The 17,369-nt window shown below is 62.8% G+C and carries 15 protein-coding genes; 10 read left to right on the top strand and 5 right to left on the bottom strand.

Annotated elements, in window-relative coordinates:
* Positions 1-15: 15 nt before the first annotated feature.
* Both DWV00_RS11385 and DWV00_RS11380 read right to left on the bottom strand, forming a co-directional pair.
* Positions 16-1,881: an Hsp70 family protein gene (locus DWV00_RS11385; RefSeq protein ID WP_115533674.1), complete on the bottom strand. Its 1,866-nt coding sequence runs from the start codon at positions 1,879-1,881 to the stop codon at positions 16-18.
* On the bottom strand, positions 1,878-2,444 hold the full coding sequence (locus DWV00_RS11380; protein WP_115533673.1) for a DUF2760 domain-containing protein: 567 nt from the start codon (positions 2,442-2,444) through the stop codon (positions 1,878-1,880). The genes DWV00_RS11385 and DWV00_RS11380 overlap by 4 nt, the downstream gene beginning before the upstream one ends.
* 450 nt (positions 2,445-2,894) lie before the next feature.
* Here DWV00_RS11380 and DWV00_RS11375 point away from each other — a divergent pair, with 450 nt between their 5' ends.
* Entirely contained in the window at positions 2,895-4,088 is a 1,194-nt protein-coding gene (locus DWV00_RS11375; RefSeq protein ID WP_115533672.1) for an amino acid aminotransferase, read from the top strand.
* Positions 4,089-4,224: 136 nt separating this feature from the next.
* Here the strand turns inward: DWV00_RS11375 and DWV00_RS11370 are convergent, their stop codons facing one another.
* Positions 4,225-5,667 carry an aldehyde dehydrogenase family protein gene (locus DWV00_RS11370; protein ID WP_115533671.1) on the bottom strand — a complete coding sequence of 481 codons (1,443 nt, stop codon included), beginning with the start codon at positions 5,665-5,667 and terminating at the stop codon, positions 4,225-4,227.
* A 114-nt stretch (positions 5,668-5,781) separates the two neighbouring features.
* Positions 5,782-7,434: an acetolactate synthase large subunit gene (locus tag DWV00_RS11365; protein WP_115533670.1), complete on the bottom strand. Its 1,653-nt coding sequence runs from the start codon at positions 7,432-7,434 to the stop codon at positions 5,782-5,784.
* 339 nt (positions 7,435-7,773) lie between these two features.
* On the opposite strand from DWV00_RS11365, the gene DWV00_RS11360 reads away from it, so the two are divergent.
* Positions 7,774-8,334, top strand: a complete 561-nt coding sequence (locus tag DWV00_RS11360) for a MarR family winged helix-turn-helix transcriptional regulator (RefSeq protein ID WP_115533669.1) — start codon at positions 7,774-7,776, stop codon at positions 8,332-8,334.
* An 11-nt stretch (positions 8,335-8,345) separates the two neighbouring features.
* Here the strand turns inward: DWV00_RS11360 and DWV00_RS11355 are convergent, their stop codons facing one another.
* Positions 8,346-9,569 carry an IscS subfamily cysteine desulfurase gene (locus DWV00_RS11355; protein WP_115533891.1) on the bottom strand — a complete coding sequence of 408 codons (1,224 nt, stop codon included), beginning with the start codon at positions 9,567-9,569 and terminating at the stop codon, positions 8,346-8,348.
* 363 nt (positions 9,570-9,932) lie between these two features.
* On the opposite strand from DWV00_RS11355, the gene DWV00_RS11350 reads away from it, so the two are divergent.
* The 8 genes from DWV00_RS11350 to DWV00_RS11315 all read left to right on the top strand — a co-directional run bounded on the left by DWV00_RS11350 (position 9,933) and on the right by DWV00_RS11315 (position 17,358).
* Entirely contained in the window at positions 9,933-10,460 is a 528-nt protein-coding gene (locus DWV00_RS11350; RefSeq protein ID WP_115533668.1) for a flavin reductase family protein, read from the top strand.
* Positions 10,461-10,492: 32 nt separating this feature from the next.
* Positions 10,493-11,971 carry a 4-hydroxyphenylacetate 3-hydroxylase family protein gene (locus tag DWV00_RS11345; protein ID WP_115533890.1) on the top strand — a complete coding sequence of 493 codons (1,479 nt, stop codon included), beginning with the start codon at positions 10,493-10,495 and terminating at the stop codon, positions 11,969-11,971.
* A 68-nt stretch (positions 11,972-12,039) separates the two neighbouring features.
* Positions 12,040-12,426, top strand: coding sequence for a cupin domain-containing protein (locus tag DWV00_RS11340; RefSeq protein WP_115533667.1), 387 nt, complete (start codon positions 12,040-12,042; stop codon positions 12,424-12,426).
* A gap of 2 nt (positions 12,427-12,428) precedes the next feature.
* Entirely contained in the window at positions 12,429-13,775 is a 1,347-nt protein-coding gene (locus DWV00_RS11335; protein WP_115533666.1) for an amidase, read from the top strand.
* A gap of 57 nt (positions 13,776-13,832) precedes the next feature.
* Positions 13,833-15,068 carry an ABC transporter substrate-binding protein gene (locus DWV00_RS11330; protein WP_115533665.1) on the top strand — a complete coding sequence of 412 codons (1,236 nt, stop codon included), beginning with the start codon at positions 13,833-13,835 and terminating at the stop codon, positions 15,066-15,068.
* A 49-nt stretch (positions 15,069-15,117) separates the two neighbouring features.
* On the top strand, positions 15,118-15,807 hold the full coding sequence (locus DWV00_RS11325) for a DUF2848 domain-containing protein (RefSeq protein ID WP_115533664.1): 690 nt from the start codon (positions 15,118-15,120) through the stop codon (positions 15,805-15,807).
* A 44-nt stretch (positions 15,808-15,851) separates the two neighbouring features.
* A complete protein-coding gene (locus DWV00_RS11320) occupies positions 15,852-16,619 on the top strand; it encodes an ABC transporter ATP-binding protein (protein WP_115533663.1) in 768 nt (255 codons plus the stop codon).
* A complete protein-coding gene (locus tag DWV00_RS11315) occupies positions 16,603-17,358 on the top strand; it encodes an ABC transporter ATP-binding protein (protein ID WP_425452747.1) in 756 nt (251 codons plus the stop codon). The genes DWV00_RS11320 and DWV00_RS11315 overlap by 17 nt, the downstream gene beginning before the upstream one ends.
* The last annotated feature ends 11 nt before the right edge of the window (positions 17,359-17,369 follow it).

The following is a 17,369-nucleotide window of genomic DNA, read 5'->3' as shown; positions in this document are numbered from 1 at the left end:
TGCCTTGCGATGAGATCAGTCCTGCGCCGCGCTGCCGCGAACGTCAAACTCGACCTTCCAGCGCTCGGACGACTCGCGCGGTACCGCCTCGAGCTGCAGCATGCCCGTCTCGGTCACGTACGCGTGCAATTTGACGGGGACGACGTCGCCGGCACTGCGGCCTTCCGTCGGGAGCGTGGCCTGGATCGCTTCGAGTTCTTGCAGCTCCTCGGGCGGCCAGTAATCGAGCATCGAGCCGACCTGGTCTTGTCGGCGTACGGACGAACCGAAGAAGCGAAACTGCACGGGCTCGCCCACGACGAGTCCGAACTCCTGCGCCGGCAGCGGTGCGCCGGTGCCTTCTTCCATGCCGAACGGTGCGACGCACAGTGCCGAGATGGGCGGCTCCAATCCCGGCACGGCGGGCATCGCCGATTCGATCGCGATGTAGTACGAACGCGCGGTGCCGCCGCGAATCCGCACGCCGCGGCCGCGCTTGACGAAACCGTAGTAAGCAGCGCCGCGTGCCACCGCAAGATCGAGGTCCGCGCCTTCGAGCAGACGTGCCGGTTCGCCGCCATCGGCCGCGAGCCAGCCGTTGAGTGCGGTCATGACCCGGTCGACGAGGAGCTGCGACTTGAACACGCCGCCGTTGAACAGGACGGCGGTCGGATGCAGGAACGTCGCGTTTGCGTTGAGCGCGAATTGCGCGGCCAATTGCGCCTCGCCGCCGAGCTCTTCCAGCGCGCCGACCTGGCGTGCGAGAAATGCCGCGAGATGGCGAGTCATGCCCGCGTCCTGCGCATAGGGCAGGCCCAGTTGCGTGAGACCGGCACGCGTGCGGCTCATGGGCCGCGCGCTCGCCTCCACTTGCGGGAAGAATCCTTCGAGGATCGTTTGCGTGAGTTCGTTGCGCGTGAGTTCGGTGCGGATGGAGCCGCCGATCAGCTTCGAACCCCGGCTCGGCACGACGAGCGGCACCGTGTCCGTCGAGGGGTCCGACAGCAGCGTTTCCTTCGCGCCGCGGCACGCGTAGGTGAGCGCGCGCAGTTGCCACGGGTCGGTCTGCGTGCCTTGCCCTGCGAGCTTGCGCGCGACGATGTGCGCGAGCGCGAGGTCCATGTTGTCGCCGCCGAGCAGGATGTGATCGCCCACCGCGACGCGATGCAGTTCGAGATTGCCGTCGCGCTCGATCACCGCGATCAGCGACAAGTCTGTCGTGCCGCCGCCGACGTCGACGACGAGGATGATGTCGCCGACCTTGACGCGCTTACGCCATGCGCCGCCGCTTTTCTGGATCCAGCTGTAGAGCGCGGCCTGCGGTTCTTCGAGCAGCGTCATGCGGCCATAGCCCGCGGCGTTCGCGGCTTCAGCCGTCAATTCGCGCGCGGCGGGGTCGAACGACGCGGGAATCGTGACCGTGACGTCCTGCTCGTCGAACGGGGCGTCGGGGTGGGCATGGTTCCACGCTTCGCGTAGATGGGTCAGATAGCGAACCGATGCTTCGAGCGGCGAGATGCGCGCGACTTCGGGCGGCGCATCGGCCGGCAGGATGGCTGCGCGGCGGTCGACGCCGGGATGGCAAAGCCAGCTCTTCGCGCTCGACACGAGGCGGATCGGTGTGCCGGCGCCGCGGCTGCGCGCCATTTCGCCAACCGCGAAGTCGCGCTCGCTCGTCCACGGCAGCGTGAGATCGCCGGGGGGCAACTCGCTCGCGTGCGGCAGGTAGAGGAACGACGGCAGCAGGTCGCGTTCCTCGATTGCGCCGGGCGCCGTCAATTGCGCGACGCGCATGACGCCTTGGGAAAGGTTTTCTCCGTCGCTGGTTGCGAGTTCGACGTATGACAGCGCGCAGTGCGTGGTCCCAAGATCGATACCGATCGAATAGCGCGGCTCGCTCATAGCTCGACCTCCGCCGGCGCGAGCACGCTGGTGTCATGGCTTTGCGTGAGCTTCGGCAGGCGCACGTCGGTGGCGCGCCACCCGCGATGGCTGATGCTGCCGTTGAACGGTGCCTTGCCCACGACGTTGCCGGTCAGGCGGATGGTGGACGCGTCGAAACCTTCGGCGATCGTCACGCGGCTGCCTTCGGCTTCTTCCCGCACAGGGCGGATCGTGAAGTGCTCGCGCAGCGTCGTGCGGCATCCGTCGTGCACGAGACGCGCGGCGGCACCGATGTCGGCATCGGAGTAGTTGGCGATGTCTTCTTCGATGAAGTCGATGAAGCGGGCGTCACGCTGGAGCAGGCCGAGCAGCTGCAGCGCGGCCTCGGGGGTGGCTTCTTTCAGCGTGGGAGCGGGGGCCTGGGCCGGAGCCGGGGTGGCCACGGGCGCGGCTGCCGCCGGGGCTGCGCCGCTGCGCAGGCGCTGCACGCCGGCGGCGAAGTCGCGATCGCCGAGGATGCCGAAGAAGGCGCCGATGGCGAGCGACAGCCTGCTCGTCCACGAGAGATTCGTGTCAGTCATGCGAGAGTGCTCCTTGTTCTGGCTGCGGCCACGGCTGCGACAGGCAGCGGGATTCGGCCGCGTGATGGACGGCAAGGCGGCGAGGCGCGTTCGACGCTCACGCCGGTCATCCGTCAAAACCCGTATTGTGCCTTGTTGCGGGGCGGGGCAGCCAAGCGCGGGCATCGTGCCGATGATAAGAAGGAACTCGTGCGGGAATGTGACCGCTTCACGCGATCCGATGGAGGTTGCCTGGCGCGGGGTGGTGTTTCTGCTTCATAACGCCTATCTTCGCGCAATTTTTGCCCCGAAATCGGTGTTTCCACGCACGCCTAACGAAATCTTATTTCGCGGGCTGGACCGTACACTGTCACGCACGTAACGGTTGGGTGGGAGTCGTCCTCCTTCGTAGACGGAAGGGCGCTTTCCACTTGGCGTACCATCGATTTTCTTCAAACAAGCGACTTGACCATGTTCGAACACGTTGACGCGTACCCCGGCGATCCCATCCTGAGCCTGAACGAGAACTTTCAAAAAGATCCGCGCGCGGAAAAGTTCAACCTCAGCATCGGCATCTATTTCGACGACGATGGCTGCTTGCCTGTCATGAAGGCGGTGCGCGAGGCGGAGACGGCCATGGCGAGCGATCTCGGTCCCAAGCCATATTTGCCGATGGCCGGCTATGCGCCTTACCGCGAAGCGGTGCAATCGCTCGTGTTCGGGGAGCAATGCGCCCCCCGCACCGAAGGGCGCATCGCGACGGTGCAAACGCTCGGCGGCTCGGGCGCGCTGAAGATCGGGGCCGACTTTCTCAAGCGCTATTTCCCGCAGGCGCAGGTTTGGGTCAGCGATCCGACCTGGGAGAACCATCGTTTCATTTTCGAGCGCGCCGGTTTTACGGTGAACACGTATCCGTACTACGACGATGCAACGGGCGGCCTCAAGTTCGACGCGATGCTCGCGGCGATCGATGCGTTGGAAAAGCGCAGCATCGTGGTGCTGCACGCGTGCTGCCACAACCCGACGGGCGTCGATCTCGATCGCGCGCAATGGGAGCAGTTGAGCGAAGTGCTGCAAAAGCGGGAACTGTTGCCGTTCGTCGATATGGCTTATCAAGGATTCGGCAGCGGCCTCGACGACGACGCGTTCGCCGTGCGCGAACTCGCGCGCCGCAACGTACCGATGCTCGTCGCCAACTCCTTCTCGAAGAATTTCTCGCTCTATGGCGAGCGTTGCGGCGGGCTTAGCGTGCTGTGTGAAAGCGCCGTGGAAGCCGATCGCGTCCTGGGCCAACTGACGGGTGCCGTGCGCTCGAACTACAGCAATCCGCCCACGCACGGCGCGAAAATCGTCACGAAAATCCTGACGACGCCGGCCTTGAACCAAATGTGGCGCGATGAGTTGGCGTCGATGTGCGGGCGCATTGCCGACATGCGCGCGGCGATCCACGAGCGCCTGAGCCGGCACGTGAACGGCGAATCGCTTTCGCGCTATATCAAACAGCGCGGCATGTTTACCTATACGGGGCTTGGCGCCGAGCAGGTCGATCGCCTGCGCGAGCAATACGGCGTCTACATTTTGCGTTCGGGCCGGATGTGCGTGGCGGGCTTGAATGCGCGCAATGTCGACCCGGTAGCCGAGGCGATCGCCAAGGTGCTGGTGTAAGGCGAGTAAGCGCTGGCCTGCGCTGCACCGAGTTCGAAGAGTGCTGACGCAACCGCCGCCAGCCCTGCCAAGGGCGGACGCCCGCCCTTGGCCCCATTGCGACGGGCGGCTTCTGCCTTGCTCGCGCTACGTGCGATCAACCCCGCCACGTCTCCCGCATCACCATCAGCCGGATCTCGGTCATATCCTCGATCGCATAGCGGATGCCCTCGCGTCCAAGGCCTGAATCCTTAACACCGCCGTACGGCATGTTGTCGACTCGGAACGACGGCACATCGTTGATCACGACGCCGCCCACTTCCAACCCGTCCCACGCCTGATGCGCATGGGCGAGCGAGTCCGTGAAGACGCCCGCCTGCAGACCGAAGTCGCTATCGTTGACGGCACTCAGCGCGTCGTCGAAGCGGTCGAACTTCTCGAGAATCGCAACGGGTCCGAACGCTTCCTTGCGGTACAGATCCGAGCCGCGCGGCACGCCCTCCAGCAGCGTTGCCTCGAACATCGCGCCGTCCACCTTGCCGCCCGCGATGATCTTCGCGCCTGCCTGCACCGCAGCCTCCATCCAGCCGGCAAGGCGATTCGACTCGGATTCGGAGATCATCGGCCCGACAAAGGTTTTCTCGTCCTTCGGGTCGCCCATCTTCAACGTCTTCACCTTGGCGATGAGCTTCTCGCGCAGCGTGTCGTAAATCGAAGCATGCACGAGAATGCGCTGCACGCCGATGCAACTCTGCCCCGACTGGTAGTACGCGCCGAACGCGAGGCGATCGACGACATAGTCGAGCTTGCCGCTTTGATCGCCGTCCACGATCGCGGCCGCGTTGCCGCCCAACTCAAGGATCACTTTCTTCTTTCCAGCCTTCCTCTTCAGATCCCAGCCCACCGCGGGCGAGCCCGTAAACGACAGCAGCTTGAAGCGCTCGTCGATGGTGAAGAGGTCGGCGCCGTCGCGGTGCGCGGGCAGGATCGAGAACGCACCCTTGGGCAGATCGGTTTCGGCCAGCACCTCGCCGATGATCAGCGCACCCACCGGCGTACGGCTTGCTGGCTTGAGCACGAACGGCACGCCCGCCGCGAGCGCGGGCGCGACTTTGTGCGCGGCCAGATTGAGCGGGAAGTTGAACGGCGAGATGAAGGAGCACGGGCCGATCGGCACACGCTTGACGTAGCCGTGGTAGCCCTTCGCGCGCGCCGAGATTTCAAGGTTCAGGACTTCGCCGTTTAGGCGCACGCTTTCCTCGGCGGCCACGCGGAAGGTGTCGATGAGCCGCGTGGCCTCGCCGCGCGAATCGTTGATGGGCTTGCCCGCCTCGATGCACAGTGCCATTGCCAGCTCGTCGAAGCGCTCGCGAAAGCGCGCGACGCAATGATCGATCACGGCCTGGCGTTTGAACGGCGGGAACGCGCGCATGGCGGGCATCGCCGCTTCCGCCGCCGCAATCGCTTGGTCGATCGCCTTCGCATCGGCAAGTGCGACGCGCGTGGCAACTTCGCCGCTGTATTTGTCGGTGACGGCTAGATCGGTGTTGGCGGCGACGGCCTCGTTTGCCAGGTAGTACGGATAGGTCGGTTTCAGCATGACGTGTTCTCCAAGTCATGAGCATGACGCCGCGCTCGCGCTTGCGGAGCGGCTTCGATGGAACTCGCATCGGCGCGCGCCGTGAGCCGCGCGCACCGATGCGAGCGGGTTCGTTCAAACCTGCGCCGAAAGCCGCTTGATCTCGCGATTGAGTACGCGCTCGTTGTCGGAGTAGTCGATCGCCAGATCGATCACGTGAACGCCCGGCGTCGCGAAGCAGTCGCGCACGAGCGGCGCGAACTCGGCCGCGGAAGCCACGCGATGGCCGTGCGCACCGTAGCTCTTCGCGTAGTCGACGAAATCGGGATTCTTCAGCGTCATCCCGTAGTCGGGGAAATTCATGTTTTCCTGCTTCCAGCGAATCATGCCGAAGGCGTCGTCGCGCAGGATGAGCACGACGAGATCGAGCTTTAGTCGCACCGCCGTTTCAAGCTCCTGCGAGTTCATCATGAAGCCGCCGTCGCCGCAGACCGCCATAACCTTGCGGTCGGGGTGCACGAGCTTGGTCGCGATCGCCGACGGCAGACCCGCGCCCATCGAGGCGAGCGCGTTGTCGAGCAGCAGCGAGTTCGGCTCGTGCGCGCGGTAGTAGCGCGCGAACCAGATCTTGTACATGCCGTTGTCGAGACACAGGATGCCGTCCTGCGGCATCGCCTCGTAGACGTCGTTGACGATCCGAACCGGATACATCGGGAAGCGATCGTCGTGCTGGCCCTTCGCCAGATGCGCGTCGAAATGCTCCTTGATCTCGATGAAGCGCGAGAAGTCCCAGTGCTCGCCCCGGCCCTTCAGGCTTTCCTTCAGTTGCCACACGGCGTTCGCGATGTCGCCAACCACCTCGATCTGCGGGAAGTACACCGGATCCACTTCCGCGCCGAGGAAGTTCACGTGTATCACCGTTTTGTCACCCGCATCGGCACTGCGCATGAAAAACGGCGGCTTTTCGATCACGTCGTGGCCGACGTTGATGATGCAGTCCGCGTGCTCGATCGCGCGGTGCACGAAATCGCCGTCCGACAGCGTTGCGTTGCCGAGCCAGAGCGGATGCGACTCGTCGATCACGCCCTTGCCCATCTGCGTCGTGAAGAACGGAATGCCGATCTGCTCGACGAATTCGCGCAGCATCTTGGTCGTCGTCTTGCGGTTGCCGCCCGCGCCGATCATCAGGAGCGGATGCCGCGCCGCGGTGATCGCCTCGACCGCGCGCGCCACGGCTTTCTCTTCGGCAACCGGCCGGCGGCTGTAGCTCTTCGGAATCGGTTTGCCGTCGCCTTCCTCGTCGGCGATGTCTTCGGGCAGTTCCAGATGGACCGCGCCCGGCCGCTCTTCCTCGGCACGGCGGAACGCCTCGCGAATCGCCGCCGGAATGTGGCCGATCGACACGAGCTGGCGCGTGTACTTCGTGAGCGGCTCCATCATCCGCACCACGTCGACGATCTGGAAATGCCCTTGCTTGCTGGTCTTGATCGGCTTCTGGCCCGTGACCATCAGCATCGGCATGCCTCCAAGCTGGGCATAGGCGGCCGCGGTAACGAAATTGGTCGCGCCGGGCCCGAGCGTGGCCAGGCATACGCCCGTGCGGCCCGTGAGCCTGCCGTAGGTCGCGGCCATGAAGCCCGCGGCCTGTTCGTGGCGCGTGAGGATCAGACGAATTTTCGAGCGCCGCAGCGATTCCAGCAGATCGAGGTTTTCCTCGCCTGGGATGCCGAATACGTGGTCGACACCTTCGGCTTCCAGCGACTTCACGAACAGATCGGATGCTTTCATGGATGGTCTCGCTTGATGTACGCGCGGTATCCCAAACCCGCGCAACGCGTTGCAAAGAACAGATGATCGCTGTTGGGAGGCTACACACGAATCGTGCGCGGCGCTAGCTGCAAATAGTCGGACGGAAGCCAGCGGTGCGGCAAAATTCGCGGGGCAGGTTGTCAGCCTGTACGACCTGCGCATCCGGTACCGAATCCCGTAGTTCGACAGGGCGCTGAAGCGGCGGCAGCAATCGAGATCCGGAGCCGTGGGTCAGTCTACGCCGTGAAAACAGCGCGTTTGCTACAATTTGGTGCAAAGCTTGCTATCAAAGCTAAGTAAAGCAGGAGCATCGCATCAATGGCAACACGCGCAGAAAACAAAACGCTGACAGTTTCGCACCCCGCATGCTTGATCGACGGTTCGGACCGCGAGTTCCGCCATCTCGTGAACGGCCTCCTGCCGTTCGCCGCGAGGCTGCTCTCCGTGCGGGACGGTTTCGGCAGCCTTATCGGCCTAACGGGCGTGCAGTACTCGCTGATCCGCTCGGTATCGCACCTATCGCAGCAAGGAGAGGTGACGGTCAACCAGCTAGCCGATCATCTGCACCTGAGCGGCGCGTTCGTCACGATCGAGACCAACAAGCTGAAAAAGCTTGGCCTGATCGACAAGAAGGCGCACCCCGAGGACAAGCGCAAGATGCGGCTGACCGTCACGACGGCCGGAGTCAAACTGCTGAACGAGTTGCTGCCGATACAGCAACGGATCAACGACGTATTGTTCGAAGGCGTTTCGCGCACCGAGTTCAAGGTGCTGTGTTCCGTTGTCGATCGGCTTGTCGCCAATGGAGATCACGCCTCGCTCGACCTCGGCCACTTATTGGCACGCAGGCAAGCGGACAAATCCGCATCGGAGCGGTAGCGACGGCAAGATCAGTGCGGGGCCCACTGGATGGTACTGACGTCGATTCCGTCCTGGTGCATTTCCCATAAGGGGCTGAGCGTGCGCAAACGGGACACGGTTTCGGTCACGACGCGGACGACCTCATCAACCTCCCGTTCGGTTGTATAGCGGCCCAGTGTGAAGCGGATCGAACTGTGTGCAAGCTCATCGCTGCGGCCGAGCGCACGCAGCACGAACGACGGCTCGAGCGAGGCCGACGTGCATGCCGAGCCTGAGGAAACCGCTACGCCCTTGATCCCCATGATCAGCGATTCGCCTTCGACGAAATTGAAGCTGATATTGAGGTTGTGCGGAACCCGGTGCTCCATGCTGCCGTTGACATAAACCTCCTCCAGCCGCTTCAGCCCGTGCAGTAGCCTGTCTCGCAGCTCGCCGACGCGATGGGCTTCCTCCTCCAGTTCCAATTTTGCGAGCCGGAACGCTTCCCCCATTCCCACGATCTGGTGTGTCGGCAACGTCCCGGATCGCATCCCGCGCTCGTGCCCGCCGCCATGAATTTGCGCTTCGAGCCGAATTCGCGGCTTGCGTCGGACGTAGAGTGCGCCGATGCCTTTCGGACCGTAGACCTTATGCGCCGTAACGGTCAGCAAATCGATTTTGAGCAGCGCTAGATCGATGGGCACCTTCCCTGCCGCTTGCACCGCATCGCAATGAAAAACGATGCCCTTTGAACGGCAGAGTTCTCCGATCTCGGCAACCGGCTGAATCACACCGATTTCGTTGTTGACCATCATCACCGATACAAGGATCGTGTCCTCGCGCATGGCTTGTTTCAAAGCGTCGAGATCGACCAACCCATCCTCCCGGACATCGAGGTAGGTGACTTCGAATCCCTGGCGCTCCAGTTCGCGGCAAGTATCGAGCACGGCCTTATGCTCGGTCTTGACGGTAACGATGTGCTTACCCTTGCCGCGATAGAACTGCGCTGCCCCCTTGATGGCCAGGTTGTTTCCCTCGGTCGCGCCCGACGTCCAGACGATCTCCCGCGGATCCGCATTGAGGAGCGCGGCCACGTGGGTCCGTGCATCCTCGACGGCCTCCTCGGCATGCCAGCCATAGGCATGGCTGCGCGAGGCCGGATTGCCGAATTGCTCATGGAGGAACGGCACCATCGTGTCGACGACTCTCTTGTCCACGGGCGTCGTCGCGCTGTAGTCCATATAGATCGGGAACGTATTCGGCCCGTTTTGCATGATGTTTTTGTCCTTACCGCACATAGGTGGGGGCCTGTCCTTAACACTCGACAGCCCAAGAAAAATTGAGCCGAGTCTAGCAGCGGGCCGGCACGGATCCGCCTTCCGCCATGTCGCCGATAGGGTTGCTTCGCGAGCATCTAGGCGTCCGTCAGCCTCTTTCAATCGTCGTCTGTCCGTCCTGGAACCCTTGCCCGTCAAAGGGTTCCGGGTCGCCCACTCTGCGCGGAGCACGTCGCGTCACCGATCTCATAGGGTTTGTTCTAGGTTGAATGGCAATGTTTATTAGCATTGAATAATAGCTAAGTAACAAAGCTAATCAACAAAGCAAATATCGACGGAAGAACATGCATAGGAGGCATCATGGCTGAATCTTCTGCCCTTTGCGGGGCCGATCAAGACGAGCGGCGCCACTTCAGGAACACGCTTGCGATGTTCGCCACGGGCATCGCCGTGATTACCGCGCCGCGCAATAGCGGGGCGCCCGTCGGGATTACCGTGGCCTCGTTCAACTCGGTTTCGCTGGATCCGCCGTTGATCCTGTTTTCCGTGGATCGCCGCTGCCAGAGTCTGGATGATCTTTGCGCGACGTCCGGGTACGCGGTCAACGTGCTCTCCGAGGCGCAGCAGGATCTGTCGAACCGATTCGCCAAGGCGAATTCCGGGAAATGGGATGGCATCGATGCCGCCGCACGGGCCATCCACGGCCACGTGCTGCTACCCGGTGCGTTGGCCACGTTCGAGTGCGAGCCCTACGCCCGCCATGACGGGGGCGATCACGTGATCTTCATCGGGCGCGTTGTTCGCCATCGAGCCCGGCATGACGGCCGGCCCCTTGTCTTTTTTGGTGGCAAGTATCGGGCGCTCGACGACAGTCCGATCACTGCCTGAACGAAGCGCATTCTGATTTTCAGGAGAACATGATGGTCAAGAACGGCAACCAGCACATCGCGATGCTGCGCGATGGACGCGAGGTTTATCTGGACGGCAAGCGGGTGCCCGACGTCACCGCACACCCGGCGTTTCGCAATTCGATCCGCAGCTACGCTAACTTATACGACTTCCAGGCTCGCCCGGAAAACGTCGAGAAGATGACGTTCCGGCCGGAGGGAACCGACAAGCAAGTCAGCCGCATGTGGCAACTGCCGACGAGCTATGACGAACTCGTCGAGCGTCGTGCCGCGCTCGAGGCGTGGACGGAACTGCACTACGGCTTCATGGGCCGCTCGCCCGATCACGTCGCCTCTTGCATCTCAGGAATGTATATGGGGATCGACGTGTTTGAACAGTACGACCCCGCACGCGCCGGAGCATTGCGCGACTACTACAAATATGCGCGCGACAACGACCTGTTCCTGACCTACGTCATCGTCAACCCGCAGGCGAATCAAGCGAAGGCCGCGCACGAACAGGAGGACAAGTACCTCGCGGTCGGCATCGTCGATCAGGACGCGGAAGGAATCACGGTTCGCGGCGCGAAGATGCTCGCCACGAGCGGCATCATGGCCAACGAAGTCTTTTGCAGCTGCGTTCAGCCGCTGCGTGAAGGCGACGAAATGTACGCGCTGTCGTTCGCGATTCCGATGAACGCGAAGGGCATGAAGGTGCTGTCGCGCAAGTCGTACGAGGAGAACGCGCAATCGATATTCGACAACCCGCTGTCGAGCCGCTTCGACGAAAACGACGCGGTGCTCTATTTCGATGACGTGAGGGTGCCCTGGGAGCGGATTTTCGTCGCGGGCGACACGGCGATGTGCGCAAAGCAATTCCATGCGACGCCCGCGCATGCCTATCAGAACTACCAATGCCAAGTTCGCTTGATGACGAAGCTTCGGTTCCTCGTCGGCTTGGGGTTGAAGATTGCCGAAGTCAACGGCACGAATGGCTTTCCGCAAGTGCGCGAAACATTGGGGCAACTCGCGGCGGAGGCGTCGATGGTCGAGGCCTACGTCTACGGCATGGAGGCGAAAGGACGCGTCGTCAACGGCTACTACGTGCCCGATCGCAACATGCTGTACAGCTCGCAGGTGCTGACTCAGCAGCTCTACTCGAAGATTTTGACGACGCTGCGCGAGCTTGCGGGCGGCGGAATGATCATGCTGCCGTCGAGCGTGCACGACTTCGAGAACCCCGAGCTGCTGCGCATCATCGAGAAGACGCAAAGGTCGCCCGTTTGCGGTGCCGAGGATCGCGTCAAATTCTTCAAGCTCGCATGGGATGCAGTCGGATCGGAATTCGCCTCGCGGCACAACCAATACGAACTGTTCTACGCGGGAGCCTCATTCGTGACGAAGGGCCATGCCTATCGGACCTATGACTGGCAGCACGCGACGGGCCTCGTCGACAACTTGCTGGGAACTTACTCGCTGGACGCCGAGCTTGCAACGCCGCGCGCCGCCTGAGCCTTCCGCCGGATTTCCGATTTCTTATTTCTTGCTTTGCATAACCGTACCTGATTGAGGAGCGCCTCATGGCAATCAATAAGCTTCACGACGAGTTTCATCCGCTGGACATGAGCGAAGGCTGGCAACTGCCTGAAGGATACGATCCGGCCTCCGGCGCGCAGGAGCTGATTCTGTCCGGCTCGCTCGATACCGACGGCAAGAAAGGTAGCCGTACGCGTCTTCTGCGTCTGCCGGCGGGGCTCTATACGAAGAAGCCCTTCGTCCACGACTACTGGGAGGAAGTATTTCTTGTCGAGGGCGATCTGACGGTCGGCAACGACGAGCACGGTAACGGCGGCGCGCCGTTCAAGGGGTACACCTACGCGGTGCGGCCGCCCGGGGCCTGGCACGGCCCGTTCAAATCGAACGACGGCTGTGTGCTGCTCGAAGTCCACTATTACGACCCGGCTTGATCATGTTCCCTACGATCGATGAATTGCGTGGTCGTCTCGCCGCGTCAAGCGTCAGTGCGAAAACGCTGCTCGCCGCCTGTGCAGCGCGGATCGAGAACGAGCAAGGCGAAGGGGCGCGGGCTTTCCCATACGGCGTGAGCAAGGCAGCCGCCTCGCAAGCCGCGGCGAGCGATGCGCTGCGGCGACATGGGGTTGCGGGCCCGCTCTCCGGGATTCCGATCTCGGTGAAGGATCTGTTCGACGTGCAAGGAGAGATCACGCGGGCCGGCAGCCGGATCCTGCCCGAGATGGCGGCAACGCGTGACGCGACCGCGATCGGCCGGCTGCGCGCGGCCGGCGCGGTATTCGTCGGCCGCACGAATATGACCGAGTTCGCCTATTCCGGGCTCGGCATCAATCCGCACTACGGAACGCCGGCGAATCCCTTCGACCGAGCCGTTGCTCGGATACCCGGCGGTTCGTCGTCGGGCGCGGCCGTGTCGGTCGCCGACGGGATGGCCGCGGCTGCGATCGGTTCGGATACCGGCGGCTCGTGTCGTATTCCGGCGGCGCTGTGCGGCATCGTGGGCTTCAAGCCAACCGCGGCGCGCATTCCATTGGCAGGTGCTGTCCCGCTTTCATCGAGTTATGACTCCGTAGGTTCGATGGCGACGAGCGTCGCGTGCTGTGCGGCGCTCGATTCGATCATGGCCGGCGGCACCGAAACGCTGCCGCTCGATCCGGTGCCGCTCCAGGGGTTGCGGATCGCGGTGCCGGCGAAATCGATGTTCGACGGAACCGACGCGCATGTCGCGGCGGCATTCGAACGCGCCATCGCGCGGCTCGCCGGCGCCGGTGCGATCGTTAGGGAGGTCGCCTTCCCTAGCTGGGATGGACTGGCGCAACTGGGCCAGAACGGAGGGCTGGTCGCGATGGAGGCGTGGGCGTGGCACGTCAAGCTCATGGCCGATCACCCAAGCGACTATGACCCGCGCGTGATCGCTCGTATCCGGCTCGGCAGCCAATCGAGCATCGCCGAATATTTGCGGGCCCGTGCGCGGCGCAGTGACCTTTGCCGGCAAGCCGACGACGAGTTGCGTTCGTTCGACGTGGTCGCATGCCCGGCCGTGCCCATCGTCGCACCGAGGATCGCCGAGCTGGACGATGAAGCCGCATACGCGTCGGCCAATCGGCTGCTGCTTCGCAATCCGGCCGTCGCAAACATGCTCGACCTGTGCTCGCTTTCGATTCCGTGCCACTCGCCGGGCGACGCACCGGTCGGGCTGATGTTGATGAAGCGGCACATGCACGATCGGGAGTTGCTGTCGATCGGCGCCGGCGTCGAAGCCGTACTGCGCCGTCTCGACTGACGGAGCAGGGCCTAGTCCATCCCTCAATCCAATACTTATGCTTCACAGGAGACAGCAATGTATAAGCGCATCGCATTTTCCGCCGTGGCTGCTGCCGCATGCTTCGGCATCGGCATCGGCGTCTCGAACGCCGCGTCGGCTGCCGATATCAAGGATGGCGTAGTGAAGATCGGCGTGCTGACCGATATGTCGTCGATTTTCTCGGACATTGGCGGCAAAGGGTCGGTCGTCGCCGCGCAGATGGCCGTCGACGACTTCGGCGGCAAGGTGCTTGGCGTTCCCGTCAAGGTGATCAGCGCCGATCACCAGAACAAGACCGACGTTGCCGCGACGATCGCGCGCGACTGGTTCGACAATCAGCACGTCGACATGGTCGAGGACTTGTTGCCGTCGTCTGTGGCGCTGGCGGTATCGAGCGTCGCCAAGGAGAAGCATCGAATCGCAATCGCAAGCGGTGCCGGCACGACGAAGCTGAGCAACGAGGCGTGCTCGCCGTACACGGTTCAATACTCTTACGACACATATGCGCTCGCCACCAATCTCGTGAAGTCGATGGCGCACGCCGGTGACACCTCCTGGTTTTTCGTGACGGTCGACTACGCGCTCGGGGCGTCGCTCGACAAGGACGCGCGAGACGCGTTGAAGTCGGCCGGCGGAACGATGACGGGCGATGTGAAGCACCCGATGAATACGCCCGACCTTTCGTCCTATCTGCTGCAGGCGCAGGCGTCGCACGCAAAGGTGATTGGACTTGCGAACGCGGGAGCGGATACGGTGAACTCGATCAAAACCGCGCGCGAATTCGGCGTGATCGGGCCCGGCAAGCAAAAGATCGCCGCCTTGCAAATGTTCATCAGCGACGTGCATAGCCTCGGTTTGCAAGCGGCTCAAGGCATGCAACTGACGACGCCGTTCTACTGGGATCGCAACGCGGCGAGCCGCGCGTGGTCGCAGCGGTTCTACGCGAAGACGGGCCGGATGCCGACCTTCATTCAAGCCGGCGTCTATTCGTCGACGCTGCATTACCTGCAGGCGGTACAGGCCGCCGGAACCGATGCGGCCGATCCTGTGATGGCGCAAATGAAGAAGATGCCGATTCACGATTTGTTCGCCGATAACGGGCGGATCCGCGCCGATGGACTGATGGTGCACGACATGTACGTCGTCGAGGTGAAGCGCCCGGAAGAATCCAAGAAGCCTTGGGACTACTACAAGATCAAGCAGACCATTCCGGCATCGGAAGCCTTTGCGCCGCTAAGCGCGAGCCGCTGCCCCCTCGTCGCGAGAAAGTAATCGATCAATCGCGGAGCGAGCATCGCTCGCCCGCTCGAAGGAGTTTTTGATGAAGACCATTACGTTCGCCGTCGAACACGGCACCGGCAAGACGGAACGCGCCATTACCGTCGACACGCTCGTCATCGCGGGCTGGACTGGGCGAGACACGGTCGCGATGGAAAGGCATATCCGGGAACTGGAGGAACTCGGCGTGAGGCGCCCGGAATATACGCCTGTTTTTTACCGCGTCGCGGCCGACCGTCTCGGGCCGTTCGCGCAGATGCAGGTGACGGGCGACGAAAGCAGCGGCGAAGTCGAATTCGTGTTGCTGCATGACCGGGGCGAGATCTTTGTCGGCATCGCTTCTGATCATACCGACCGTCAGGTGGAAACGTATGGAATCACGGTATCGAAGCAGATGTGCGACAAGCCGTGTGCGAATACGTTATGGCGGCTCGCCGATGTGGCTGACCATTGGGACGATCTGGTGCTGCGCTCGTACGCAACGATCGACGGCGAGCGTGTGCTGTACCAGGAGGGCAAGGTCACCGCCATGCGCTCGCCTGACGATCTACTCCGGCGATTCGGTTCGCGCGGCGGCCAATTTGCCGACGGCACGGCAATGCTGTGCGGCACGCTTGCGGCAATCGGCGGGATTCGTCCCGCGGAGCGGTTCGAGATCGAACTCCACGATCCGGTGCTCGGGCGCACGCTAAAGCACGGCTACGCGATCGAAACGCTGCCGGTTGCAGGCTGACACCGGTCAACCGAAGCAGGCATCGACTAGATAGGAGAGCCGCAATGGCAGGTGGAGATCTGATTTTGGAGACGAAGCGCCTGACCAAGGCGTTCAATGGCTTCACAGCGGTAAACGGCGTCGATCTGAGCGTGCGGCGCGGAGCGATACACGCATTGATCGGCCCCAACGGCGCCGGCAAGACGACGTGCTTCAACTTGTTGACGAAGTTTCTTACGCCGACCTCGGGCCAGATTTTCTTCGACGGTATCGAAATCACCGGCGCGGCGCCGGCTTCGATCGCGCGCCGCGGTGTGATCCGGTCGTTTCAGATTTCGGCTGTGTTCCCGCATCTGAGTCCGGTCGAGAACGTGTTGATCGGATTGCAGCGTGGGCTGGGCGTGTCGTTTCGTTTTTGGTCGAGCGGCCGCATGCTTGCCCGGTTGCGCGCACGAGCGCTCGAACTGCTCGATGAGGTCGGTCTAGCCCGGTATGCGGATGCGAAGACCGCCGACTTGTCGTACGGCCACAAGCGGGCGCTCGAGATCGCCACCACGCTGGCGATGGATCCGGTGCTGATGTTGCTGGACGAGCCGACGCAAGGGATGGGGCATGAAGACGTCGATCGTGTCACCGCGCTGATCAAGAAAGTGTCCGCCGGCCGCACGATCCTGATGGTCGAACACAACATGAAGATCGTCGCGCGTATTTCGGACACGATCACGGTATTGCAGCGCGGCGAAGTGCTGGCGGAAGGCAGCTATGCGGAGGTGTCCGCAGATCCGCGCGTCAAGGAAGCCTACATGGGAGCCGAGAGTGAATCGCTTGGATAACAGGGCGCTCGCGCTCGGCGTGGAGCATGCCCCGCAGGCGCTGAACGTCGAAGCGCTGCATGCGTGGTATGGAGAGTCGCACATTCTGCACGGGGTCAACCTTCGCGCCGGGCGAGGCGAAGTGATCACGCTGCTCGGGCGCAACGGTGCGGGCCGCAGTACGTTGCTGAAGGCGATCATGGGACTCACCGACACACGACGCGGTTCGATCCGCATCGACGGCCACGAGACGCTCGGGCAATCGCCCCAGCGCATCGCACGGCTCGGCGTCGGCTACTGCCCCGAGGAGCGAGGGATCTTCGCGGGGTTGTCCTGCGAGGAAAATCTGCTGCTGCCGCCGATGCGGCCGGATGCGGGACAAACGGCCATGTCTCTCGGCGAGATCTACGAGATCTTTCCGAACCTTTACGAGCGCCGGGCGAGTCCCGGTACGCGCTTGTCGGGCGGCGAACAGCAGATGCTTGCCATTGCGCGGATTCTTCGCACAGGCGCAAACCTCTTGTTGCTCGACGAGATTTCGGAGGGGCTCGCGCCTGTGATTGTGCAAGCGCTGGCACGTGTGATCGCGCTGCTCAAATCGCGTGGGTTCACGATCCTGCTCGTCGAGCAGAACTTTCGCTTTGCCGCTCCGCTCGCCGATCGCTTCTATGTCATGGAGCACGGCCGGATCGTCGAATCCTTCGAATCCGCAAGCCTTCCTGAAAAAGCGGCGACGCTACAGGCATTGCTCAACGTCTGAACGGGACCATC

The organism is Trinickia dinghuensis (genome assembly GCF_003367175.1).
In the GTDB taxonomy this organism is placed as follows: Bacteria; Pseudomonadota; Gammaproteobacteria; order Burkholderiales; family Burkholderiaceae; genus Trinickia; species Trinickia dinghuensis.
The sequence above is the reverse complement of the archived record's forward strand: the minus strand, read 5'-3'. Positions and strand labels throughout refer to the sequence as shown.